This is a genomic window from Ruegeria sp. AF2, assembly GCF_056542025.1.
Genome location: NZ_JBQFZC010000001.1, coordinates 1,492,983 through 1,516,859 on the forward strand (window position 1 = coordinate 1,492,983; position 23,877 = coordinate 1,516,859).

At 58.7% G+C, this 23,877-nt stretch carries 23 protein-coding genes and 1 riboswitch; of the genes, 12 read left to right on the forward strand and 11 right to left on the reverse strand.

Annotated elements, in window-relative coordinates; genetic code table 11:
* Positions 1-137: 137 nt before the first annotated feature.
* The gene (locus ACR0NM_RS07360; RefSeq protein WP_480613828.1) at positions 138-1,877 is read left to right on the forward strand and encodes a serine protease; all 1,740 of its coding nucleotides are present in this window, start codon (positions 138-140) and stop codon (positions 1,875-1,877) included.
* A gap of 56 nt (positions 1,878-1,933) precedes the next feature.
* Here the strand turns inward: ACR0NM_RS07360 and ACR0NM_RS07365 are convergent, their stop codons facing one another.
* From ACR0NM_RS07365 to metZ, 5 genes are all read right to left on the reverse strand, one after another.
* A complete protein-coding gene (locus ACR0NM_RS07365; protein ID WP_480613829.1) occupies positions 1,934-3,508 on the reverse strand; it encodes a thiamine pyrophosphate-binding protein in 1,575 nt (524 codons plus the stop codon).
* The gene (locus ACR0NM_RS07370) at positions 3,508-4,956 is read right to left on the reverse strand and encodes a TrkH family potassium uptake protein (protein WP_170393516.1); all 1,449 of its coding nucleotides are present in this window, start codon (positions 4,954-4,956) and stop codon (positions 3,508-3,510) included. Before ACR0NM_RS07370 ends, ACR0NM_RS07365 begins: the two co-directional genes overlap by 1 nt.
* 51 nt (positions 4,957-5,007) lie before the next feature.
* The gene (locus ACR0NM_RS07375) at positions 5,008-5,775 is read right to left on the reverse strand and encodes a hypothetical protein (RefSeq protein WP_480613831.1); all 768 of its coding nucleotides are present in this window, start codon (positions 5,773-5,775) and stop codon (positions 5,008-5,010) included.
* Positions 5,776-6,056: 281 nt separating this feature from the next.
* Positions 6,057-7,160 (reverse strand): GTP cyclohydrolase FolE2, encoded by a 1,104-nt coding sequence (folE2, locus tag ACR0NM_RS07380; RefSeq protein ID WP_170635548.1) that lies wholly within the window; start codon positions 7,158-7,160, stop codon positions 6,057-6,059.
* 181 nt (positions 7,161-7,341) lie between these two features.
* Positions 7,342-8,532, reverse strand: coding sequence for an O-succinylhomoserine sulfhydrylase (metZ, locus tag ACR0NM_RS07385; RefSeq protein WP_480613833.1), 1,191 nt, complete (start codon positions 8,530-8,532; stop codon positions 7,342-7,344).
* Positions 8,533-8,594: 62 nt separating this feature from the next.
* Positions 8,595-8,672: riboswitch (SAM riboswitch) on the reverse strand.
* A 130-nt stretch (positions 8,673-8,802) separates the two neighbouring features.
* Between metZ and ACR0NM_RS07390 the strand changes: the two genes are divergently transcribed.
* The 4 genes from ACR0NM_RS07390 to ACR0NM_RS07405 all read left to right on the forward strand — a co-directional run bounded on the left by ACR0NM_RS07390 (position 8,803) and on the right by ACR0NM_RS07405 (position 11,430).
* Positions 8,803-9,492: a glutathione S-transferase N-terminal domain-containing protein gene (locus tag ACR0NM_RS07390; protein WP_480613835.1), complete on the forward strand. Its 690-nt coding sequence runs from the start codon at positions 8,803-8,805 to the stop codon at positions 9,490-9,492.
* 153 nt (positions 9,493-9,645) lie between these two features.
* A complete protein-coding gene (locus tag ACR0NM_RS07395; RefSeq protein ID WP_480613837.1) occupies positions 9,646-10,179 on the forward strand; it encodes a GNAT family N-acetyltransferase in 534 nt (177 codons plus the stop codon).
* Positions 10,180-10,315: 136 nt separating this feature from the next.
* A complete protein-coding gene (locus ACR0NM_RS07400) occupies positions 10,316-10,639 on the forward strand; it encodes a 2Fe-2S iron-sulfur cluster-binding protein (RefSeq protein ID WP_170393530.1) in 324 nt (107 codons plus the stop codon).
* Positions 10,639-11,430 (forward strand): FG-GAP repeat domain-containing protein, encoded by a 792-nt coding sequence (locus ACR0NM_RS07405; protein WP_480613839.1) that lies wholly within the window; start codon positions 10,639-10,641, stop codon positions 11,428-11,430. Before ACR0NM_RS07400 ends, ACR0NM_RS07405 begins: the two co-directional genes overlap by 1 nt.
* Before the next feature lie 94 nt (positions 11,431-11,524).
* Here ACR0NM_RS07405 and purD read toward each other — a convergent pair whose 3' ends face one another.
* Complete coding sequence (purD, locus tag ACR0NM_RS07410; protein ID WP_480613841.1) at positions 11,525-12,787, reverse strand: phosphoribosylamine--glycine ligase; 1,263 nt, start codon at positions 12,785-12,787, stop codon at positions 11,525-11,527.
* Between the two features lie 74 nt (positions 12,788-12,861).
* Between purD and xseA the strand changes: the two genes are divergently transcribed.
* Positions 12,862-14,346 carry an exodeoxyribonuclease VII large subunit gene (xseA, locus tag ACR0NM_RS07415; protein WP_480613843.1) on the forward strand — a complete coding sequence of 495 codons (1,485 nt, stop codon included), beginning with the start codon at positions 12,862-12,864 and terminating at the stop codon, positions 14,344-14,346.
* Positions 14,347-14,349: 3 nt separating this feature from the next.
* Entirely contained in the window at positions 14,350-15,012 is a 663-nt protein-coding gene (locus tag ACR0NM_RS07420) for a glutathione S-transferase family protein (RefSeq protein ID WP_170465498.1), read from the forward strand.
* Here the strand turns inward: ACR0NM_RS07420 and ACR0NM_RS07425 are convergent.
* Positions 14,988-15,383: a hypothetical protein gene (locus tag ACR0NM_RS07425; RefSeq protein WP_170393540.1), complete on the reverse strand. Its 396-nt coding sequence runs from the start codon at positions 15,381-15,383 to the stop codon at positions 14,988-14,990. The two genes, ACR0NM_RS07420 and ACR0NM_RS07425, sit on opposite strands and share 25 nt — an antisense overlap.
* Positions 15,384-15,524: 141 nt before the next feature.
* Here ACR0NM_RS07425 and ACR0NM_RS07430 point away from each other — a divergent pair, with 141 nt between their 5' ends.
* From ACR0NM_RS07430 to ACR0NM_RS07450, 5 genes are all read left to right on the forward strand, one after another.
* Entirely contained in the window at positions 15,525-16,163 is a 639-nt protein-coding gene (locus tag ACR0NM_RS07430; protein ID WP_480613845.1) for a lysoplasmalogenase family protein, read from the forward strand.
* Positions 16,164-16,221: 58 nt separating this feature from the next.
* The gene (gene ftsY / locus ACR0NM_RS07435) at positions 16,222-17,361 is read left to right on the forward strand and encodes a signal recognition particle-docking protein FtsY (RefSeq protein WP_480613847.1); all 1,140 of its coding nucleotides are present in this window, start codon (positions 16,222-16,224) and stop codon (positions 17,359-17,361) included.
* Between the two features lie 88 nt (positions 17,362-17,449).
* Positions 17,450-18,352 carry a DMT family transporter gene (locus ACR0NM_RS07440; RefSeq protein WP_170404938.1) on the forward strand — a complete coding sequence of 301 codons (903 nt, stop codon included), beginning with the start codon at positions 17,450-17,452 and terminating at the stop codon, positions 18,350-18,352.
* 16 nt (positions 18,353-18,368) lie between these two features.
* Entirely contained in the window at positions 18,369-18,974 is a 606-nt protein-coding gene (locus tag ACR0NM_RS07445) for an inner membrane-spanning protein YciB (RefSeq protein WP_170393548.1), read from the forward strand.
* 109 nt (positions 18,975-19,083) lie between these two features.
* Complete coding sequence (locus ACR0NM_RS07450) at positions 19,084-19,752, forward strand: Crp/Fnr family transcriptional regulator (RefSeq protein ID WP_170393550.1); 669 nt, start codon at positions 19,084-19,086, stop codon at positions 19,750-19,752.
* A 229-nt stretch (positions 19,753-19,981) separates the two neighbouring features.
* Here the strand turns inward: ACR0NM_RS07450 and ACR0NM_RS07455 are convergent, their stop codons facing one another.
* The 4 genes from ACR0NM_RS07455 to hflK all read right to left on the reverse strand — a co-directional run bounded on the left by ACR0NM_RS07455 (position 19,982) and on the right by hflK (position 23,836).
* Positions 19,982-21,424 carry a Do family serine endopeptidase gene (locus ACR0NM_RS07455; RefSeq protein WP_480503421.1) on the reverse strand — a complete coding sequence of 481 codons (1,443 nt, stop codon included), beginning with the start codon at positions 21,422-21,424 and terminating at the stop codon, positions 19,982-19,984.
* A gap of 179 nt (positions 21,425-21,603) precedes the next feature.
* Positions 21,604-21,798 (reverse strand): DUF2065 domain-containing protein, encoded by a 195-nt coding sequence (locus ACR0NM_RS07460; RefSeq protein ID WP_170393554.1) that lies wholly within the window; start codon positions 21,796-21,798, stop codon positions 21,604-21,606.
* The gene (gene hflC, locus ACR0NM_RS07465) at positions 21,798-22,694 is read right to left on the reverse strand and encodes a protease modulator HflC (protein WP_170393556.1); all 897 of its coding nucleotides are present in this window, start codon (positions 22,692-22,694) and stop codon (positions 21,798-21,800) included. The genes ACR0NM_RS07460 and hflC overlap by 1 nt, the downstream gene beginning before the upstream one ends.
* On the reverse strand, positions 22,694-23,836 hold the full coding sequence (hflK, locus tag ACR0NM_RS07470; RefSeq protein WP_170393723.1) for an FtsH protease activity modulator HflK: 1,143 nt from the start codon (positions 23,834-23,836) through the stop codon (positions 22,694-22,696). The genes hflC and hflK overlap by 1 nt, the downstream gene beginning before the upstream one ends.
* Between the last annotated feature and the right edge of the window lie 41 nt (positions 23,837-23,877).

Genomic DNA, 23,877 nt, shown 5'->3' on the forward strand with positions numbered 1-23,877 from the left:
GGGCGTCAACGGGCCAAACGGCCACTCTGTCGCTGAGCGGCCACACACAGAATTCCCCGTATTCCGGGCATGGCAATCGGACCGCGATTCCGCGTAATCTGCGCCAAAGTGAAAACACTGCAGAACACGGGCAGACAATGACACGCGTATTTACGGTTATTACATTCTTTATCCTCTTCGGCCTGCGCGCCGCTTTTGCCCAGCAAGATGCGGGCGTCTTTGTTCAGATCGAGGCGCAGCCGTCGCTGCGCGAGGCGCAGGAACGGGCGCAGGTCTATGCGAACGCGCTGCCCGATGTGAACGGGTTTCGGTTGAATTCCGGCTGGTATGCCATTGTTATCGGACCCTATTTACGCGACGACGCCGAACAGGTGCTGCGCGTTTACCGGGCCGAGCGTCAGATCCCATCGGACAGTTTCATCGCATTCTCCAGCGCGCTGGGGCAACAGTTCTGGCCCATCGGTGCCAACATCCTGAACCGCGGCGTCGTCACCGCCCCGATCCAGCCCGAGCCGCAACCAGAGCAGCCCTTGGCCGGTCTTACCCTGCAGGACGCAGATGAAACCCGTTCGCAGGCTCTGCAGGGCGAACGCCTTTTGACCGCGCAAGAGCGCAGAGACCTGCAAACTGCGTTGCAGGCAGCCGGGTTCTACAATTCAACAATTGACGGAGCCTTTGGTCAGGGCACCCGGCGCTCGATGGGCGATTGGCAACGTTCCAACGGGTTCGACGCGACTGGCGTTCTGACCACGTTGCAGCGCAAAACCCTGATGGATGACTACAACGCTCCACTGATCAGCGTCGGGATGGCACGCTATTCCGACCCGCAAGCCGGGATCGAACTGGATATGCCAATGGGCGTCTTGGGCTTTGACCGTTACGAGGCACCCTTTGCCCATTTCAACCCCACTTCTGATCTGGACGCCAAGGCGCTGCTGATCTCGCAGGAAGGCTCTGCCGCAACCCTGCGGGCGCTTTATCAAGTGATGCAGTCGCTTGAAATCGTTCCTCTGGACGGTGAGCGCAGTCTGCGCGGCAACAGCTTCACGATTGAAGGGCGCGGAAATGGCATGACCTCGTTCACGCAAGCAGCTCTGAAAGACGGCAAGATCAAAGGTTTCACGCTGGTCTGGCCTGCCGGGGATAAGGCTCGCCGCGCCCGAGTTCTAGCCGCGATGCGCGCAAGCTTTGCCACGACCGATGCCGTACTGGATGCCGGTGCTGGAGCGGATGCTGACCAGCGCATCGATTTGATGTCAGGACTGCAAATCCGCAAACCGCGGCTATCGCGATCGGGCTTCTTCGCCGACGCTGATGGTACGGTTCTGACGGTCACCGAGGCCGCTGAAAGCTGCACCCGCATCACGCTGGACGGTGACCAAGAGGTTCAGCTGGCTTGGCAGGATGCCGACCTTGGTGTCGCTGTGCTGCGTCCTAGCCAGACCCTTGCCCCGATCAGTGTTGCCGAGTTCCGCGCGGGCGTTCCGCGTATTCAGTCTCAGGTCGCTGTTTCGGGCTTTTCTTACGAAGGCGCGTTGGGTGCCCCTACTCTGACCTTTGGCGAAATCGCTGATATCCGCGGCCTGAATGGAGAAGATGGCGTCAAACGCCTTGCACTGTCCGCCCAGCCCGGCGACGCGGGAGGACCTGTTTTTGACGATAGCGGCAGCGTTGTTGGCATGTTGCTACCTGCCCCTTCCGATGGGCGTACCCTGCCCGACTCGGTCAGCCTTGCGGCGAATGTGGCACGTCTGACCGAGGTTCTGACCAAGGCGGGCATCTCAGGTCAGCCCGCGCAAGGCTCAGCCCAGATTTCACCCAACGAACTGAGCCGCAGAGCCAACGGAATGACCGTTCTGGTGCACTGCTGGGACTGAACAATCAGGTTCAGGGAAAAGGCGCTGCACGAAGGTGCACGCCTTTTTTCATAGGTTTACAGGATATCCGGTGTGACCCGTATCAATGTGGGAACCTCGGCCTGAAAGGCGGCGCGCACTGCGGCCTGCATCTCATCCAGCGTCTTCGGTGCAGCTGACAGTGCCTCGAACGCCTCGGCCAGTTTGCAGAAATCCGGGTTTCGCGCGATCACCGCATTAGGCGCGATCTGTCCGCGCACCATGCTCTCTTCAATCTCTTTGAGTTTACCATTGTCCCACAGAATGATGGGTAGCGGCAGGCCGAGTTCGACAGCAACCCCAAGCTCTTGCATTGTGTAGTGAAAACCATAGTCACCCGCGATGACCGCTGTGGGTTTGCCCCGCCGTGCTACTGCACCACCGATCCCGGCTGGCAGGGCGTACCCCAGCGTGCCAAATCCAGTCGGGTGGTGCCAATGATAAGGAAAGCCCATGTCCCAGACTTCTTTCGCGACATACGCGAATTGGGTCATGTCCGAATAAATCATCGTATCCAAGGGCATGGCCGCCCTGAGTGCATCGACCACGGGGACAATGCCCGGGCGCTCGGCATCTACCTCGGCCCGCCAGCGCGCGCGCGCCTCGCGCACCTCGTCCGCAGACCAACCAGCGGCTGGTTTTACCTGATCGGACACTGCCCACAGCGCATGCGCAAAACTCTCACCATCTGCCTGCAGTTTGACAGCCGCACGATGGTGGTCTGACAGCACTTGCGGGTCCAGATCAACACGCACCATAGTTGCGTTGTGGCCCAGATCATGGCGCCACAGATCAACCTCGCCCAGTTCAGCACCGACAACAACGACAAGATCAGCCGAGGCAATTACTTTGGCGCTGCCCGGTCGTGGCAGCATCGATCCGAAATCCAGCGGATAATCGGACCCGGCCAGCCCGCGACCGGCATACGTCGTGAAGCACGCCGCCCCCAACTGGGTCAGGATCTGTCGCCAAAGGTTAGACCGGCACCCGCCGCCTAATATGAACAAAGGCCGCTGCGCGATATTCAGCAGCGACAGAACCGGTGCCACATCCGGTGGAACAGTCTGGTTGCGCAAGGCAGTTTGGTTTGGAAAAGGTGCAGGCGCTGCCTCGGCCTCCAATTGCGCGATGGGTACCTGAATGTGTTTCGGTCGCGGGCGCGACAGCTCAAACTCTTCGAAGGCGCGCTCGATCAGACCATAGGCAGCCTTGGCATCGTTCGCCTGACAGGACCAGTCTGTAACTGTCTCGGCCGCAGCGCGTTGATCCTTCATCTGATGCAATTGGCCACGCAGTGCTTGTGTCTCTTCGAGGCAAGAAGACAACACCAGCATCGGCACCGAATCCGAATAAGCCTGCCCCATCGGCGTCATGATGTTGCACAGGCCCGGTCCGGTGATCACATAGGCCACCCCCGGCTTGCCAGACGCGCGGGCATATCCATCGGCCATGAAACCGGCCCCCTGCTCGTGCCGGGCCAGAACATGCGTGATCCCGGCCTCTTCGATACCGCGATACATTTCCTGATTATGCACGCCCGGTATGCCAAAGATCACGTCAACGCCACGATCCTTAAGCATGTGCGAGATTTGCGCCCCAAGGGGTCGTTTCATTAGCCTCTCCAGAATTGAACGGTAAAGATTGCGTAGACAGCCAGCAGTTCAAGGCGTCCGACCAGCATCCCGATCGTCAGCAGCCACTTGGCACCGTCATTCAGCCCCGCAAAGTTGCCTGCTGGCCCGATCTGTTCCCCCAGTCCCGGCCCCACATTAGCCAGTGCCGTCGCGGCCCCCGATACCGAGGTGATAAAGTCCAACCCAGTCAGGGCCAGCGCCCACGACAGAACCCCCATCGATAGTGCAAAGAACATGAAGAAACTCATGACCGAGGTCAGCACGTCGCGACTGATCGGTCGTCCATCATAGCGCGGCACGAACACACCATGCGGCGAACGAATTCGGCTGAGCTGGGTTTTAATCGACGCAAACAGCAATTGATAGCGGAACACCTTGATCGAACACGCGGTGGACCCCGCGCAACCGCCAATCAATCCGATCAGGAAGAACAACATGACCGGGAAACTGCCCCAGCCCATATAGTCGACACTCGCGTACCCGGTGCCCGAAATGATCGATGTGATGTTGAACAGCGACTCGCGGAATGCCTGCTCCCAATGGTGCGGAAAGACCGAAGTCAGGAAGATCGACATAATCACAACCAGAACCACGATGGTTGCCAGAAACGCCCGAATCTGGCTGTCTTTCCACAACGAGCTTGTGTGACCATTGGCCAATTGCACATACCGCACAAATGGCAGCGCCGCGAGGATCATGAAGATGGCAGCGGCATATTCCAGAGGTCCCGAAAACCGGGCGAAAGAGCTGTCATAGTTTGAAAACCCGCCCGTAGCGATTGTGGTCATGGCATGCACGACGGCGTCAAAAAAGCTCATGCCGAAACCGGCATAAACCAATGCGCAGACCACCGTCAGAAATACGTAGATCAAGGAAATCTGCCCGGCGATCTCTTGCGCGCGAGGCAGAATTTTCCCCATGGTTTCAAACCCTTCCGAGCGGAAGATCTGCATCCCACCAACGCGCAGCTCGGGTAGGAACACCATCGCCACGACGATGATTCCGATGCCCCCCAACCATTGCAAAACGCCCCGCCAGAGCAACAAGCCCTGTGGCAGTTCGTCTAGCCCCGAGATCACGGTTGAACCTGTGGTGGTCAGCCCCGACATCGCCTCAAAATAGGCATCGACGAAACGCAGTTCAGTTTCGCCGAACAGAAACGGAATTGCGCCAAAAACCGGCAACGCCACCCAGACACCCGAGGTCAGCAAGAATGTCTGACGGATGGTCAGACCTTCGCCCACCCCGTTGGAACAGCTCATCGCAAGAACACTGCCGGTCAGCAGTGTGATGACCGCGCTTTCAAAGAAAACATGCCACTCGCCCCGCCCCTCGATCATGTCGACAAGCATGGGCAGTAGCATGGTCGCCCCTAGAATGGCGACCAGCAGGCCAATCACATATCCGACCGGGCGAAGATCCATCATGACGGGCAGCGTTGGCGCGCCAGCCCGACGGTGTCAAGCAGATGATCCGTGTTAACTGTCGGATTTTATCTCAACGCCCGGCATCGCGGGTGGCTTCGACGGGGCGCGTGCACGACGCGGTGCCGGTTTGGCCTGCTCAGCCGACGCAGCTGCGGGTTTCTTCGTCGCAGGTTTTGCAGCGGCAGGTTTCGGAGCCGCTTTGGCCTGAGGCGCAGCTTTTGCCGGGGCGGGCTTGGCCGGGGCGGGCTTAGCTACCGCAGGTGCCTTGGGCGCCGCTTTTGCCGTGTTTGCTGATGCTTTCGGCGCTGCGGCTGCCGGTTGCGCCTTGGCTTGTGCTGAAGATTTGAACTCCGCAACCGGCTTGGCCGCCGTTGATACTGGCTTGGCCGCTTTCGAGGTGGGTTTCGCAGATACGTTGGCCTTCGCCGGTGCTGCTTTCACAGCCGTTTTGGCGTCCGGGGCCGCCTTGGGTGCAGCGGCCGCAACCTTAGGAGCCGCCGTTTTCGGCGCTGGTGCCGCCGCAGGCTTAGCCGCCGCCTTTGGCTTTGGTGCTGCTTTGGGTTTCGGCGCGGCTTTAGGCTTTGCTGCAACCTTGGCTTTTGCAGCCGGTCTTGCTGGTTTTCGCGTTGCTAGGGTCGCCGCTTTGCGGGCAACCGGTGCGGGTGCCTCGGCTGTCTTCAGTCCGTGCAGAGGTACCATCGGCAGATCAAAGGCCGCGCGCGTCATGATCTGCATGATCTCCATCTGACTGGCCATTGCGTAACCGGCCATCCGGATGGCCGCTGCCTGAAACTCAAGCGGTTGAGTAATCGGATTCATTGCATGTCTCTCCTGATAAAACCGAGGCAGCGGGTAGATGAGTAAAGGACCCCGCCCGCCCCAATCGTCCGGGCGGATTTGCAGGTTGGCGGTCCAAGGCGTTGCACGTCCCGGTTTCCTTTCGGGCTGCGCGTCCCGGTTTTTGCGGATGCGCAGCAGCTGCACTCGGGGACAATCTAGCGCAATTCAAGGTGCAGATGCAGCATTTCCTGCTGCATTGCGGCAAAAAAGCGCCCATGCAGGATTTTTGACTGTTTTTCCAGCAGCTTCCGCGGGGTCAATCAGCCCACATGAAACAGCGTCGTGAACAAACGCGGGTCCAGGCTCGCGGATTCGAAGGTTGGACCTTCGGTCAGAATCGAGACCGCATCATGGCTGTGCAGGCTTTCCTGATGGCTGGCGATCACACGGAAATCGCCGACATGATGATCGGCCTGCAGCTCGGCGCAGAACAGACGCGCGGCATCTTCCACGAATATGGGATTGGCCGCGTTCAGTTCGGCAAAGGCCTGTTCATCTTCGCGCTTGACCATCACCTGAGTTTCGGTCGGCACCGCGCGGCGGCACAGCGCGATCAGATCTTCGAACCACAGACAATCGGCGTTGCAATCGATAACCACCGAAATCCGCGCCACCGAGCGCTGGGAATGCGGCGTCGCCAACTGCCCGCGGGTTGCGCGCGCGTGTTCGCTAAGTTCCAATGAACAAGGGCATGTGGACGAATAGACATAGTCCAGATGCATAATCTTCAGACGTTCTCCGCCTTGATCAACCAGTTCCAGCGCGATGTCGTAATACTGGTATCCGGACAAGCCCGAACGCAGGCTCTCAATCCGATCGGGATAGGAAAACCGCATCTGTATGCGCGCATCCAAACTATCCAGATCAGTCAGATAGTCGTTCAGCGCTGCCTCCATCACCTCAAAACTAAAGGTGCGCTCGGCGTGCTTGTAGAAGGACCGCATGATCCGAGACATGTTGATGCCCTTCTTCTCGGCCTCAAGGCTGACAGACCCGGTGACCGAGGTCTCAAGTGTCAGCTCGGCACCGCTTTTGCGATGGAACCGGATCGGCAGACGGAAATTCGAGATGCCGACATGCTGGATCTGCTGCTTCGAACCCCGGATCAGGCTGGACGGACCGTTTTGCAGATCCGGCAATGTGGCCTTGTAGGCTGCATCCGCCTCGAACCCTTGGGGATATTCGCGCGACAGGGCTGGATAGTTTGACGGCAACAGCCCCGGGACAAGCTGCGCAATGGCCGGGTCCAGTTGACTGATCTCGGCCGCCGAGGCTGATTTCGCCCATTCGCGCAGCACCTTGAGCGCTGCTGCGGCCTGATCGTGATCGGGTGTCTCGTTGATGTCGCGCGGATGAATGTTCATTGGCACGGATCCCTTGCTAGGCCGACGGTTATATACCACCGAGGTTTAATTACCAGTCCGGAACGATACGCGCCAAATATCATCCCGGATCGAAATTAGATGGAAAAAACCGTCACTTTTCAACCAAAAGCGCCCGATCAGGCGGATCACACCCGCCTGATCATGGGTCATAGGCGCTGTCCTAGCTCTGCGAGGCGGCCAAAGCGCGTTCGATATCCGCGAGCAGATCATCGGCATCTTCCAGCCCCACCGAAAGGCGGATCAGGCCCGGCGTGATACCCAACTCATCGCGTTGTTCGTCGCTCAGACGCTGGTGCGTTGTGGTGGCCGGGTGGGTTGCGATCGACTTGGCATCGCCTAAATTATTCGAGATCACAGGGATCGTCAGCGCATTCAGGAAAGCAAACGCCGCCGCTTTGCCGCCCTTGATGTCCAGCGATAGAACCGTGCCGCCCTTGCCGCCCAGCTGCTCTTGCACCAACGCGTTTTGCGCATGGGTTCTCAGCCCGGGATACAGTGTCCGCTCCAGTGCAGAATGCCCTTCTAAAGCTTCTGCAATCTTCTGCGCGCTGTCGGCTTGGGCGTTTACGCGCAGGGCCATAGTTTCAAGACCTTTGACCATGATCCAAGCGTTGAACGGGCTAAGCGCACCGCCGGTGTGCTTCATGTAAGGCTCGACCGTGCCACGGATAAATTCCTTGGTGCCGATGATCACGCCGCCCAGCGCCCGGCCCTGCCCGTCGATATGCTTGGTCGCCGAATAGACCACCACGTCGGCTCCCTGTTCGATCGCGCGCGAGAACACGGGTGTCGAGAACACGTTGTCCACGATTACAACCGCACCCACCGCATGGGCCAGCCTCGACACGGACGTGATGTCGATCACTTCAAGCGTCGGGTTCGACATGGATTCAAAAAACACTGCCTTGGTGTCAGGCCGGATCGCGGCCTCCCACGCGTCCAGATCGGTGCCGTCTACAAAGGTCACCTCAACGCCATAACGCGTCAGGATGTTTTCGAGGATATACAAACAGGACCCAAAAAGCGCCTTGGCTGAAACCACATGGTCGCCCGCCTGCAGCATCGAAGTCAGCGCGCCGTTCACAGCGGCCATACCTGAAGCGGTGGCAAACGCATCCTCGCCGCCTTCCAAAGCTGCGATACGCTGCTCGAACATCGACACGGTGGGGTTGCCGTAGCGGGCATAGATGAACTCATCCGGGCCGCTTTCGATAAACCGGGCCTCGGCCTGCTCGGCGTTTTCGTAGACAAACCCTTGCGTCAGAAAGATCGACTCAGAAACTTCATTGTACTGACTGCGACGGACGCCGCCATGGACGGCTTGGGTGCGTTTGTTCCAGCTCTCGCTCATCTCATTCCTTTCAGCCCCGCATTGGAGGCAAACAAAAAACCCCAGACGCGGCCAAGCGAAAGGGGTCTTTCATCCTGACCTTTTAGCGGTGTTGTTTAACGTGGCCCGCAATCCGGTAACAAATCGCCACATGAATGAAGATGCGTTTACGCCCCGCCCCGGAACACGTCAAGCCCGACTGATCACCGGTCACGCTTTCGTAACACGGCCGGGCGCGCTCTTGCCGTTTGTGCAGAAAGCTTCATGATCGCCCAAACTCAAGGAGGCCCCATGATTGATCTCTATTTCTGGCCCACGCCCAACGGCTGGAAAGTGTCCATCGCTCTGGAAGAGATGGAGCTGCCCTACAAAACCCACTTAATCAACATCGGCAAGGGCGACCAGTTCGATCCCGAATTTCTAAAGATCTCGCCTAACAACCGTATGCCCGCCATCGTTGACCCGGATGGCCCTGACGGCGCGCCTGTTTCGGTGTTCGAAAGCGGCGCGATCCTGATGTACCTCGCCCGCAAGACCGGGCGATTCTACGGCAATACCGAACGTGACAGGATCGCAGTCGAGGAATGGCTGATGTGGCAAATGGGCGGCGTAGGCCCGATGGCCGGCCAAGCGCATCACTTCCTTAAATACGCTCCACATCTAGACCCGCCACAAGACCATTCCTATCCGAAAGACCGCTATCGCAGTGAGGTCGGGCGTCTCTACGGCGTACTCGACCGCAGGCTGGCCGAAAACGAATACGTCGCCGGCGATTTCTACTCCATCGCCGACATGTCGATCTGGGGCTGGGCCAGCCTATGGGAAGGCCAGCAACAGGTGCTTGAGGACAAACCGCATTTCACCCGCTGGCTGGACATGATGAGCGCCCGACCCAGCGTGCAGGCAGGCCGAGCCTTACATGCAGAACTGCGCGGGGATCATCGGGACCAGAAATCACAGGACGTTTTGTTTAAACGGTAAGCAGGGGGTATGTTTGGATCGTAAGTCATATTTTCTGGATGCTAGAATCAGGAGAGACTTTTGACTGCGATAGTACAATAGGCTTCTAAATCTGTTCCGCCCGAGACTCTCGCCGATCTTCTTTGGAGCACAGATCCAAAACTAAACGGCTACATGTTTGGTAAAATGGATGTCTTGCACAAGATCATCGGAACGGAATGGCCTGCGCAACAGGGTTTGTATTCACACAAACATGCCTTTACGGCCATGCAACACGACAAGGTTGCGGGTCTCCTTATTGGGCATACAGACGAAGAGTATTCTGCGAATTTCGATTTTTCCGTGGATAATCAGGCTAATGCTCTTGGCGAAGATGAAGCGCTTCATCTAAAATCTGCCTTGCATTGGATGGATCGGTTGTTTCCTGCCCCGCGTCAAAACTCCTACTACATTCTCGAATTCGCCGTGAGTCCAGATATGCAGGGCACTGGTATTGCCGGCCAACTCTTTGAAGTAGCAACAAAACGAGCTTTGGCGGGCGAGTGCAATCAGATATGCCTTGACGTAGCCGCCAACAATGAAGCCGTTAGTTTTTATGAGCATATTGGATTTAACGTCGAAATTGAAACGCGCGTGCCCGTATTGGACGACGAATATGGAATAGGTGTGCACCTGCACATGGTCCACGAGATCGATCAAAACCTCTGACATCGGCGCAGGCTCAATTACAATATTGTTGATAAGAACATTCATGCGCGACCGTTCAAGTCGCAATTCCCTCTAGAAACACTTAACTCGCTTCACTAAGGAAGAATTCGACAACCGAAAAAGGAAGACGCACGCAATGGCAAAGATCACCTATGTCGAGCATGGCGGTACCGAACATACAGTCGAGGTCGCCAACGGACTGACAGTCATGGAAGGGGCCCGTGACAACAACATTCCCGGCATCGAGGCCGATTGCGGCGGTGCCTGCGCCTGCTCGACCTGCCACGTCTATATTCATCCTGACTGGGTCGAGAGAATCCCCGCCAAGGACGACATGGAAGAAGACATGCTTGACTTCGCCTATGAACCCGACCCGGCCCGCTCGCGCCTGACCTGCCAGATCAAGGTCACCGACGCGCTGGATGGTCTGGTTGTGCAGATGCCCGAAAAGCAGATCTGATGCACTCTGATGCGCCGCGTCAGCCCAACCGCCTTTGGCACCGTCGGGCGCGTGGCGCTGTTCTGATGGTTTGCATTTGGCTAACGGGGAATATGCCCGCAGCCAGCGGCGAAACCAAAGTATTTGCTCGCTTCACGGAACCAACAACACGCTACGCCCATGGGGTGCTTGGCGACGCCATCGAATACGGTGCTTTGGAAATCGGCGTCGGTACAAGTCTTTCCTCGGCGGCGCGGCGAAAAGTCGATAGCTCCAAACGCTCGACCGTTACAATACGTCTGCCTGAAGACCGCGTATTCGAAGATCTTGCCCCACGCCTGGCCGATATCGATCAGGACGGGTTGCCCGAAGTCATCGTTGTAGAGACCCAGCAGCATACGGGTGCTCAACTGGCGATCTATGACGTCAATGGTCAAAAAATCGCCGCCACCCCCCATATCGGCACGCGCAACCGCTGGCTCGCCCCCATCGGTGCCGCCGATCTGGATGGTGATGGACATGTCGAGATCGCCTATGTCGACCGCCCACACCTTGCGAAAACTCTGCGCATCTGGCGTTACAAAGACGGTGAACTCATTGAAATCGCGACAATCCCTGGCCTTACCAATCACAGGATCGGAGAAGATTTTATTTCAGGCGGTCTGCGCCAATGCGAAACGCACCCTGAGCTGATCCTCGCCAGCGCCGACTGGTCGCGGATCATAGGCGTCTCGTACAGCAAAGGCTGGCGACAAAAAGACCTCGGACCAATCAACAGTCTCAAAGATCTGGCCAACGCACTAAAGTGCTGATCCGATCTTCATCTGGCCATAAATACCTCGGGGAGCGCGAGGGGCTGGCCCCTCGCCCCGAAATCATCAAGCCGGGCGCAGCCCGACTACTGAGTTAAAGCGCGCGCCAGCCGATGTCGCGACGGAAGAACCCTTCAGGCCAATCAACACCTTCAACCATGTCATACGCCCGGTCGCGTGCGTCTTTCAGCGTTTCCCCACGCGCAGTCACATTCAGAACGCGGCCACCCGCGGCCTGAACCTTGCCTTCAGCCGCTTTTGTCCCCGCGTGGAATACCATGTTGCTACTATCCTCGGCCAGATCGCCCAGGCCGTTGATCACAGTGCCTTTTTCATAAGAACCAGGATACCCCTTTGCCGCCATCACGACCGTGATGGCGTGATCGTCGGCCCAGTTCACCCGCGTCTCAGCCAAGCGACCCTCGGCCGCCGCGTGCATCAGGTCCATGGCCTGAGCGCCAAGGCGCATCATCAGTACCTGACATTCGGGATCTCCGAACCGCACGTTGTACTCCACCAACCTGGGCTGACCATCCATGATCATCAAACCGGCGTAGAGCACACCCTGAAACGGTGTCCCGCGCCGCTTCATCTCGGCGACCGTCGGGCGCACGATCTGATCCATCGCAAGGGCCTCGATCTCGGCGCTCAGCACCGGGGCCGGAGAATAGGCGCCCATACCCCCTGTGTTCAGCCCGGTATCGCCCTCGCCGACGCGCTTGTGATCCTGCGCTGTGCCGATCGACAGGATATCCTCTCCGTCACAGAGCACGAACAGAGACGCCTCCTCGCCCTCCATGAACTCCTCGATCACCACTTCGGCCCCCGCGCCACCAAAAGCTCCGCCGAACATGTCGTCAATCGCGTCCAGGGCGGTTTGCTCGTCCATCGCAACGATCACGCCCTTGCCGGCAGCCAGCCCATCGGCCTTGACCACAATCGGGACCCCCTGCGCACGGATGTATTCCTTGGCTGGCCCTGCCTCGGTGAACCGGGCATAAGCCGCCGTCGGCGCGCCGGATGCGTCACAGATTTCCTTGGTGAAACTTTTTGAGGCCTCCAACCGCGCCGCTTCTGCCGAGGGCCCGAAAACCAACACACCCGCTTCCCGCAGCCGGTCAGCAACCCCCGCAGCCAAAGGCGCCTCTGGGCCAACGATCACGAAATCAATCGCGTTTTCCTCGGCAAAGTTGACCACAGCACCGCCATCCTCGATATCCAACGCCGCGCACTCTGCGATCTGGGCGATCCCGGCATTCCCCGGCGCCACAATCAGGCGATCACATTTGGGGTTTTGCATCACCGCCCAAGCCAGACTGTGCTCGCGTCCACCGCTGCCGAGAATGAGGATATTCATGAAACGCTCCGATCTGCTTGGCCTTGCCTGCGCGGCGTTCTAAGCTGCGCAGAGATTTGACACAAGGCGCTGAAATGTCCGACCTGCTAGATGACCCGATTCCGGGTCAGAACACCCCCGAATACACTGTCTCGGACATCTCGGGCGAGGTGAAGCGCACGCTCCAGGGCACCTTTGGTCGAATCCGTGTGCGTGGTGAGGTCGGCCGCGTGTTCAAGGCCCGCTCGGGTCATCTGTATTACGACATAAAGGACGACCGGAACGTGCTGGCCTGCACAACTTGGAAAGGGCAGATTTCTGGTCTTTCAGTTGTTCCCGAAGAAGGTCTCGAGGTTGTCGTCACCGGGCGCCTGACAGCTTTTGGAGCCCAGTCGAAATACAACCTGAATGTCGATGAAGTCGCCGTCGCCGGGCAAGGCGCGCTGATGGCATTGCTGGAAAAGCGCAAAAAGCAGCTCGAATCCGAAGGCTTGTTTGCGGCTGAACGCAAGAAACCCCTGCCCTACTTGCCGCAGATCATCGGCGTTGTCACTTCGCCCTCCGGTGCGGTGATCCGAGACATCTTGCATCGGCTGCGTGATCGGTTCCCGCGCAAAGTACTGATCTGGCCCGTCGCGGTTCAGGGGGCAAACTGTGCCCCCGAAGTGACCCGCGCCATCGAAGGCTTCAATCAACTCACACCGGGCGGGGCCCTCCCGCGACCCGACCTGATTATCGTCGCGCGCGGCGGTGGGTCCATAGAAGACCTCTGGGGCTTCAACGAAGAATGCGTCGCGCGCGCGACTGCAGCCTCAGAAATCCCGCTGATCTCGGCCGTCGGGCACGAGACGGACACCACCCTGATCGACTATGTCTCGGACCGCCGCGCGCCTACGCCAACCGCCGCTGCCGAACTTGCCGTACCGGTCCGCATGGAACTGCTGGCTTGGACCAACGAACAAGGGGCCCGCCTGTCGCGCGCCTCCACGGATGCCGTGCAACGCCGCAGCCAGCGTCTGCGCGACCTGTCCCGAGCCCTGCCCCGCCCCGATACACTGCTGGAAAGCCCGCGCCAAAGGCTCGACCAAATCTCGGAACGCCTGCCCAACGCGCTGATCCGGGGTGTTCAGAACCGCCGCGTCAAACTGCTGGACAGTGCGGCGCGTCTGCGCCCCTCGACCCTGCGCAGCTTTGTCGAAACCCGCCGCGATCGCTGGCGCAACATGTCCTCGCGCCTGTCAATGCGCCCGATCCAGCGCGAATTGGAAACACGGCGCGATACCCTCAACCGACTGACCGATCGCCTGAACGCCGCGCAATCCACACGGCTGGACCGCCTCCGCCAGCAGATGGACGCCACCGACCGCCTACGTGAAACGCTGAGCTACAAAGCGACGCTCGGGCGTGGCTACGCCGTCGTGCGCGCCGAAGGAGAGGTCATCACAACCAAATCTCAGGCCTCGGGTCACACTGTGCTTGAGATCGAGTTCGCCGATGGTCGCCTAAAGACCGGAGCATCGGACAAAGCCCCCTCCAAGAAACCCAAACAAGCGCCGCCCGATCAGGGTTCGCTGTTCTGATCGATGCTGACGATCTGGGGCCGTAATACATCCTCGAACGTTCAGGCCCTAATGTGGTGCGTGGGTGAGCTTGGCCTAGAATACCAGCGTCACGATCTTGGCCATCGCTTCGGCGGGCTGGACACTGCAGCGTTTCGGGCACTGAACCCAAACAAAACCATCCCCGTCCTGCAAGATGGCGACAACCCACCGCTTTGGGAAACCGGCGCCATCCTGCGATATCTGGCCACCCAATATGGCGATCAGGCATTCTGGCCTTCAGATCCTACCCGGCGCGCCACGATCGACAAATGGGCCGAATGGGCGAAACTCAACGTGGCGATGGCGTTTACCGTTCCGGTGTTCTGGCAAATTGTGCGAACACCCGTTGAACAGCAGGATCAAACAGCGATCCGTCGGGCTGTCAGCGATTTGGAAATCAAACTGGCAATCGCAGACAAGGAGCTGGACCAAAACACGTTCCTTGCGGGTGAGCATTTTACACTGGCGGATATACAGTTCGGCCACGTTCTTTACCGCTACTACGATATCGACATCGTCCGCGCACCGTTACCGCATTTGCGTCGATACTATGAACGGCTAACCGAAAGGCCCGCGTTTCAACATCACGTCATGCTGGACTATCAAGACCTGCGACCATTTCAGACCCCGACATCCGGTCCGTAGCACAACATCTCTTCGCCAATATCCTCGGCCTCGTACAACTCGGTCGCGGTCGGGTCGCCCTCAAATTGCGCGATCAAACCGCCCCCGGATTGCCAGAACACCCAGCATTGCGGCGCCAGTTGATCCTCATAGATGAAACAGATCTGATCTTCCTGCTCGTACCAAACTCCGTTCATGCAATTGCCATCCAGAAATGACCAGATGACTCGGCGGTCTGGCAGATACCGTTCGACTCCGTAGGCCTGCCCATCGAACCCGTAGTACAAGGTTTTTCCACGCGTATACGCATCGAATTCAGACCCCGTCAGAGGCGACTGCGCCGCAACGGGCTGTGAGGCAAGGGTCAGCAGAATCAAGCAAATTCGGATCATGACCACACTGTGTCAGAAGCAGCCCACAAGTGCCATTCAACCTTTCCACATCGCGACGATCGGCAAGATAACTCCACGTCACGCCTTGATGCACCGCCGAGATCATGGCGATGATTGCCTCAAAAACATCGGGGACGCACCATGACGACACTTCTTTTCTGGATTGCGGCGGCCTGCGCGCTGACCTACCTGCCACTTACCGCGCGCCCGGCCGGCACGCTGCGTAGCATGCTGAAAACAGCATCGGTCGTGCTGCTGGCAGGCGTCGCCATACTGGCAAGCGCGCCATGGCTCCTGATCCTCGCCCTTACCTTCTGCGCGATAGGCGATGCCCTTCTGTCACGCGAAACCGACAGCACATTCATGGCAGGCATCGGTGCATTTGCTGCGGGGCATTTGGCCTATATCGCCTTATTTTTGACGAGCCCCAGCAGCAACCCTGAACAGATCTTCGACCACCCCGCGATCTTCTGGTCCCTGATCATCCTGGGCATCGTTATGGCCACGCTGCTCACCCCCCGCGCCGGAGACCTCAAAGTACCCGTCCTCGCTTATATTCCAATCATCCTGGGCATGGGCATCACCGTTCTTGCCCTTCCCGAAACTGGAGCCTTACGCTGGGCCCTTCCCGCCGCAATGGCCTTCATCGCCTCGGACCTGGCGCTTGCGACTGAAAAGTTCCTGCTACCTGCCAATCACCCGACCCTGAAGCTTACGCCCTATCTGGTCTGGCCGCTTTACTGGGCGGCCCAAGCCGGGTTTCTGATCGCCTTCACCTGACCCTTTGCAACTGCCTTCAATCCACATTAGGTGAGGGGAACACCTGCGGAGATCAAAAATGGCGTTTTTCTCAAAGCTCAAGGACAAGCTGTTCAAATCCTCATCGCGCCTCGAAGAGGGGCTGGATGCAATCGTCGAGGATGGCGGCGAGGAAACCCCAAATCCTGATCCGGTGATCCCCGAACCTGAACCCGAACCGCAACCGGTTCCCGAAGTGCCGGAACCCACGCCCGCGCCCCAACCGGTCGAGCCTCCCGCTCCGATCCCGGCTGATCCCACACCGGCGCCTCCACCCCCAGAGGTTCCAGAATCCAAGGGTTTGATGGGTCGCCTGTTTGGCCGAAATGAATCCAAGACCGTTGTCCGCCGCACGCTGGACGACGACATGCTGGAGCAACTCGAAGAGCTTCTGATCGCCTCGGATATGGGCGTCGACACCGCCTTGCGCGTTACGTCCAACATGGCCGAGGGCCGCTTTGGTCGCAAACTCTCGACCCAGGAAATCAAACAGCTGCTGGCGCAGGAGGTTGCCCGCGTGATGGAACCCGTGGCTAAACCCATGCCGATCTACCCCAAACGCCCGCAAGTGGTGCTGGTTGTTGGCGTCAACGGTTCGGGCAAAACTACGACAATCGGTAAGCTTGCCAGCCAGTTCAAAGCCGCCGGCAAGAAAATCGTCATCGCCGCCGGAGACACATTCCGCGCCGCCGCCGTCGAACAGCTGCAGGTCTGGGGTGACCGCGCAGGCGTGCCCGTACTGACGGCACCCGAAGGGTCCGACCCTGCCTCGCTCGCCTTCGATGCACTGACCAAGGCCCAGAGCGAAGGTGCTGACCTTCTGATGATCGACACCGCAGGCCGCCTGCAAAACCGCGCCGACCTGATGGAAGAGCTGGCCAAAATCGTCCGCGTCATCCGCAAGGTTGACGACACCGCACCGCACAACACTCTGCTGGTGCTGGACGCCACCACCGGGCAAAACGCCCTCAGTCAGGTCGAAACCTTCCGCAAACTGGCCGATGTCTCGGGCCTCGTGATGACCAAACTGGACGGCACAGCCAAAGGCGGCGTGCTGGTCGCCCTCGCCGACAAGTTCGGCCTTCCGATCCACGCCATTGGTGTCGGTGAGCAAATCGACGACCTCGCCCCGTTTGATCCCGAAGAATTCGCCGCCGCCCTGACGGGCCTACAATCCTGATCCGCCCCTTCATCTGGCCGAAAATACCTTCGGGGGGCGTGGGGGGCAGACAGCCCCCCACTCTCTCCGCCCAAGCGAAAGCCCCGATTTGAGCGACTGGCTGATCTCCCTCGAAGGCACCGAAGCAGGCCACCAACTCGCCCTCGCCCTCGCGCTGATGGCGGCCTTTCTGCATGCGGTTTTCGGTGCACTGCAAAAAGGTCGCCACGACCCGTGGATGTCGCGCGGGGCGATCGATGCCTGCTACTGCCTTATGGCGATGCCATTCGCCTTCTTTATCGTGCCATGGCCCGAACCATACATGTGGCCGATCTTTGGCGTCGTTTGGCTGATCCATATCGGCTATAAGGTACTGCAGGCGATGGCCTACACCAAAGGCTCCTATACCGTTGTCTATCCGGTCGTGCGCGGTACTGGCCCGCTCTTCACCGTGATCGGAGCTTATCTTTTGTTCGGTGAAACCTTCTCGGCCATCCAATGGCTAGGAGTAGCGACGCTTCTCGCGGGCATCTTTGGCCTTGCCGCCTATAACCTGCGCTACCTTGAGGCCAATCGTGATACGCTGCAAATCGCGCTGGTGCTAGCGGTCGTCACGGGCCTCTTCGTGGCGCTCTATACGACCTATGATGCCTACGGTATCCGCGCTACGGCCGACCCGTTCACCTTCCTTGCGTGGTTCTTCATGATCGACGGGGCCGCGATGCCGATCTATGCTGCGCTCAGATACCGCGCAATGATCCACCGCCCTGCGCTTGGACCTCTGATGCTTCGCGGGTTCGCGGGCGGCATCATCGCGCCGATGTCCTTCGGTGCCATCATGCTCGCCACGCGACTGGACAAGGTCGGAGAGGCGGCGGTCCTGCGCGAAACCTCCACCGTTTTCGCAGCACTCATCGGCTGGCTGGTGCTGAAAGAAACTGTCGGCCCCAGACGCATTGCGTTGATGGCATTGATTGCACTCGGCGCAGTAATAGTTGAAATGGGCGGGTAAGCAGCAGGTTGGAATCATGGCAGAGAAAAAAGACATCAACCCATTCCTCAAACAGGTACTGGAACTTGGCCCCCCACTGGCTTTCTTCTTCATCTACCTGCGCCTGCGTGATGACAATTTCGTGATCGGCGGCACCGAGTATTCTGGGTTCATCGTCGCCACCATCCTGTTCGTTCCGCTGATGTTGGCCGCCATGGGCATCCTCTGGTACCTGACGGGCAAACTCAGCCGGATGCAGATTTTCACCGCATTCATGGTGATTTTCTTCGGCGGCCTCACCGCGTGGTTTAATGACGAGCGGTTTTTCAAGATGAAAACAACGCTGGTCTATGGCTTCTTTTCCGCCATCCTCGGGATCGGGCTTTTGCAGGGGAAATCCTACCTGGCATATGTTCTGGACGAGATGCTACCCATGCAGCACGAGGGCTGGATGATCCTCACCCGGCGTCTGTGTGCCTGTTTCGCAGTACTGGCCGCAGCCAATGAATTGGTCTGGCGCACGATGTCAACGGACCTATGGGTCAAGATCGAAACCTTCGGCTTTCCCATTGCCTTGATGGCGTTTCTGATGATGCAGTTCAACCTGCTGCAAAGCTATATGGATGATCCCGACAAGCAATAACTGTTCTTGCCCAAGCGTAACAAGCTAACAAAATTTCTTGGCTTAAGCTTGAAGCTGTGAAAAGTTGGGTCACCACCCGCACTACTCAACCCCGGAGATCAGCGCCCGAATGATGGCATTTCCCAACAGTGGATTCCTGTCCGAAGCCTCTGAAGAGCTGCGCACCATGCTGGCAGCCCAGGCCACCGAAGTCACATTGGATCGGGGCGATGTCCTGTTCGAGCAGGACGATGAAGGCGATGCGCTTTATGCCATTCTTTCCGGTGCGCTCGAAGTGTCATTTCTTGCGTCGAGCGGGCGCAAGCTGTCTCTCAGCATGATGCGCCCAGGTGAGGTGTTCGGGGAAATCGCGTTGTTCGACAGCGGTCCCCGCACCGCAACCGTAACAGCAGCTGAGCCCTCCAAAGTCCTGCGCGTTCGCCAGAAAGACATGATGGCGCAGATCCGGGAACATCCTGACCTTGCGGTGGATCTGATCCGCTTGGCCGGTCTTCGCATGCGTTATATGGGCGCTCAATTGAACGAGCAGGTATTCCTGCCGATGCCGATCCGACTGGCGCGCAAGCTTTTGCACCTGGCAGGACAACAGGACAGCCCAACGGCACGTATCACGCTTTCGCAGAGCGAATTGGCCGAATTTGTCGGTGCGACGCGTGAGGCAGTGTCAAAGACCATTTCGACATGGAAACGCGACAATGTCGTCGAAGCTTCGCGCGGCGGGCTGCAGATCCACGACTTTGACGCGCTGCGGCAACTGGCCGAATCCGATTTAATCTAAATTTTCGGCACAGATGTGATCCGCTTCACATACGCAGCTTTAAGATTGCCCTAAGGTCAATCCCGTTACCGTAGGAGGTCGGTTTTATCATCCCCGATATCTGTCCACCGACCTCTCCCTGTACAGAGCCATATGCCTTCCCCGGCATATGGCTTTTTTCTTTACAAAGTATGAAAAAGGCCGGGAAAATATCCCGACCTTCTAATTTCAGATCTGTTCGCTGAGTTTATTATTCTAGGCTCAGCGCTACGAACCGGGGTTCCCCGCCCCGCCGCACCAGCAGCAACAGAGATTTGCGTCCTGCTTCACGCGCCTCATCCATCCGTGTCTCCAGATCAGTGATCGAAGTCACCTTCTGCTGCCCCGCCTCAGTGATAAGATCACCGGCGCGCAGACCCTTTTCAAAGGCTTCCGAGGATTCATCAACATTGGTCACCAACAATCCTTCGGCATCGGCATCCAGACCCAATTCCTCGCGCTGGCTATCCCCCAGCGGAGCGATGGTCAGGCCAAGAATATCCTTGTCTTCCTCCGTCGGCGTTTCGGCTTCCGGCTCTTCGCCATTCTCGGCACGTTCGGCGTCTTCGCGGCGGCCCAGCGTCACCAGCACGGTCTGGGTGCCTCCATCACGGTGCACGACCACACGCACAGATTTGCCAACGGTGGTCTCTCCCACCTGCCGCACAAGGCCGCGTGTATCCTCGACCTCGACGCCATCAAAGCTGATGATCACGTCTCCGGCCAGCAGGCCCGCTTCTTTTGCCGGGCCGTCCGGTACATCGCTGATCAACGCACCTCCGGGTTTGTCCAGCCCCATCGCCTCGGCCATATCCTCGGTCACGTCCTGAATGCGCACGCCCAGCCAACCACGACGGGTCTCCCCGAACTCACGCAGTTGATCAACGACCTTGATCACCACGTTCGAAGCCATCGAGAAACCAATCCCGATCGAGCCGCCATTGGGCGACAGGATCGCCGTATTTACGCCGATCACCTCGCCATTCATGTTGAACAGCGGCCCACCCGAGTTGCCCCGGTTGATCGCAGCATCTGTCTGGATGTAGTCATCATATGACCCGCTCAGCGCCCGATTCCGGGCCGAGATAATCCCTGCTGACACCGAAAAGCCCTGCCCCAGCGGGTTCCCCATCGCGATCACCCAATCGCCCACGCGGGCAATGTCGCTGTCACCGAACTGCACGTATTTCAGCGGCCCTTCCGCCTCGACTTTCAGCAGCGCGATGTCGGTCTTTTCGTCCCGGCCGATTACCTTGGCAACCAAATCTTTCGCGGGCTGGCCATCACCGGGAAAAAACTCGACCAATATCTCATCGGCTTCGGCAATCACGTGATTGTTGGTGACGATATAGCCGTCTTCCGAGATCACGAAGCCCGAGCCCAGCGCATTGCTGCGACGTGGACGATTTTCATTGTCCCCGCCATTGCGATCCTGAAACTCTCGGAAAAAGTCTTCGAATGGTGAGCCCTCAGGCACGATCCCTTGCGGGCCAGTCTGGCCTTCGATCAGCGTCGACGTGGTGATATTGACCACCGCAGGGCTAATCTGTTCAGCCAGCGGCGCCAGGCTATCACCCCGCGCCTGCGCGGACACAGATTGAGCCAAAACCAGCAGCACCCCCACCAAGGTCAGCCACATCAGCCGCATCTTCATAACAAAATCGTCCCGTCGGACGGACACACTGCGCGCCTTAGCCTGCACTTGGGGTCTCCTTGTTGACTAATTCTCTGTTGGCATCACCCGGATGCCCTTCTTTGCAACCAATGTAGTCAGTTTGTCCCGGCCCGCAACTCGGGATCGCGGGGAAATCACCGGTGCGTGAAACCATCGCATCAAAAACCGACCTGATATGCGCCCCACAGCAGCACCAGCCCACTGACCACACAAAGCAGCCCGACCAGCCGCCGCGCCTGTTCCGGCAACGCGCGCAGCGCCTCAAGCATGCGTTCAATAAGCGAAGGGGCCAGCGCATAGGCCAGCCCCTCGACAATCAGTACCAGCCCGAAGGCCAGAAGGATCATGCCCATCACTCAGCGGCCGCAGCTGCCGGTGCCCGACGCCCGGTCGGAGAAGCAAGGTAGTTGAAAAACTCCGAGTCCGGGCTCAGGATCAACGAGCTGTTGCTGCCTTGCAGAGCGTTCTCGTAAGCAGTGAGCGACCGGTAGAATTCAAAGAATTCCGGATCGGCGCCGTAGGCTTCGGCAAAGATCGCGTTGCGTTCGGCATCCGCCTCACCGCGAATGATCTCGGCCTCACGGTTGGCGTCGGAAACCAGTTCAACCACGGTCCGGTCGGCCTGCGCGCGCACACGCTGCGCGGCTTCGTTACCGCGGGCGCGTTCGTCGGTCGCTTCACGTTCACGTTCTGCCTTCATCCGGTCAAACGTTGCCTCAAGGTTGGCCTGCGGCAGATCGGTCGCCTTCAGACGCACGTCGATTACGTTCACGCCCAGCGCACGTGCCTGTGCAATCGCGCTGTTGCGGATACGCAGCATCAGTGCGGCACGATCCGAGCTGAGGATGTCACGGGACGAAACCGAACCCAGTACTTCGCGGGTTTCGGCACGCAGAATGCGGTCCAGACGATCCTCGGCAACCGGGATACCGCCGACACCAACGGCCTGACGGAACTGTTCCAGATCAGAAATCCGGTAGCGTGCGAAGGCATCGACCACCAGACGACGATCGTCCAGAGGCGTCACTTCCAGCGGCTGAACGTCAATCGACAGGATACGGTCGTCATACCGCACCACTTCCTGAATCAGCGGGATTTTGAATGCCAGCCCCGGATCTTCCTTAACCGCAACAACGCGACCAAATTGCAGAACCAGAGCGCGTTCACGCTCGTCCACGATGAAGATCGAGGACAGAACACCGACAATCGCAAGAAAGATGATCGGCAGAATAAACGTTGTCTTACGCATCAGTTGCTCTCCCCTGCAGGGTTACGGCGCAACTCGTTGAGCGGCAGATAAGGCACGACGCCCTGCCCCGATCCTGTCGAGTTTTCATCCAGAATGATCTTGTCCACGTCACCCAGCACCTGCTCCATGCGTTCCAGATACAGACGTTTGCGGGTCACATCAGGTGCTTTGGAATACTCCTCCAAAACCGCGCTAAAGCGGCTGGCTTCACCCTGTGCACCGTTGATCTGCTGGGCACGATAAGCTTCAGCCTCTTCCAGTACCTGCGCGGCTTCACCACGCGCCTCAGCGAGAACGCGGTTGGCATAGGCGTCAGCGACGTTCTGCAACCTGTCACGCTCCTGCGCGGCGGCCTGAACGTCGCGGAACGCGGCAATCACGTCCTGCGGTGGGTCAGCCTTGTCAAAGTTCACACGAACGATGTTCACACCCGAATCGTAGCTGTCCATTGTCTCCTGAATCAGCTCCTGAAGGCGATCAGCAATGATACCACGATCCCGGTTCAGGATCGGCGCCAGCTCGCTTTGGGCAATAATCTCACGCATCGCCGATTCAGACACGGCGCGGATCGTCTGGCGCGGATCACGCAGGTTGAACAGGAATTTCGCCGGGTCATTGATGTTCCAGACAACCTGATAGTCGATATCGACCACATTCTCGTCGCCGGTCAGCATCAGACCATCGTCGCTGCCACGGGCACCGCCCATGTCTTCGTTCTGTTCGCGGGTGACCGGAATGACCTCGGCGGTCACAAACGGCCAAGGCGCAAAGTTCAGACCCGGATTTCCGACAGCCGAGAACTCACCCAGAAACAGTTCTACAGATTGTTCTTCGGGTTTGACTGTATAAAAGCTTGCTAGCCCCCACAGACCTGCCGCAACCAACAGACCGATCGCAACGGTCCCTTTGGTAAACGCGGGGCCACCGCCGCCGCCCGAACCATTTGTACCACGGCCACCGCCGCCACGACCGCCCATCAGGACGCGCAGCTGTTCCTGGCCCTTTTTCATCAGCTCATCGATCTCGGGGATCTGCGGGCCGTCACCTTCGGGGGGCTTGCGCCCATCCCCGTTGTTACCCCGATTTCCTCCGCCTCCGGATGAGCCTCCGCCCCCCCAGGGGCCGCCGCTGTTGCCCGCCATATGTATCTTTTCCCTTGTGTTGGACCGTGTGATCACGGGTT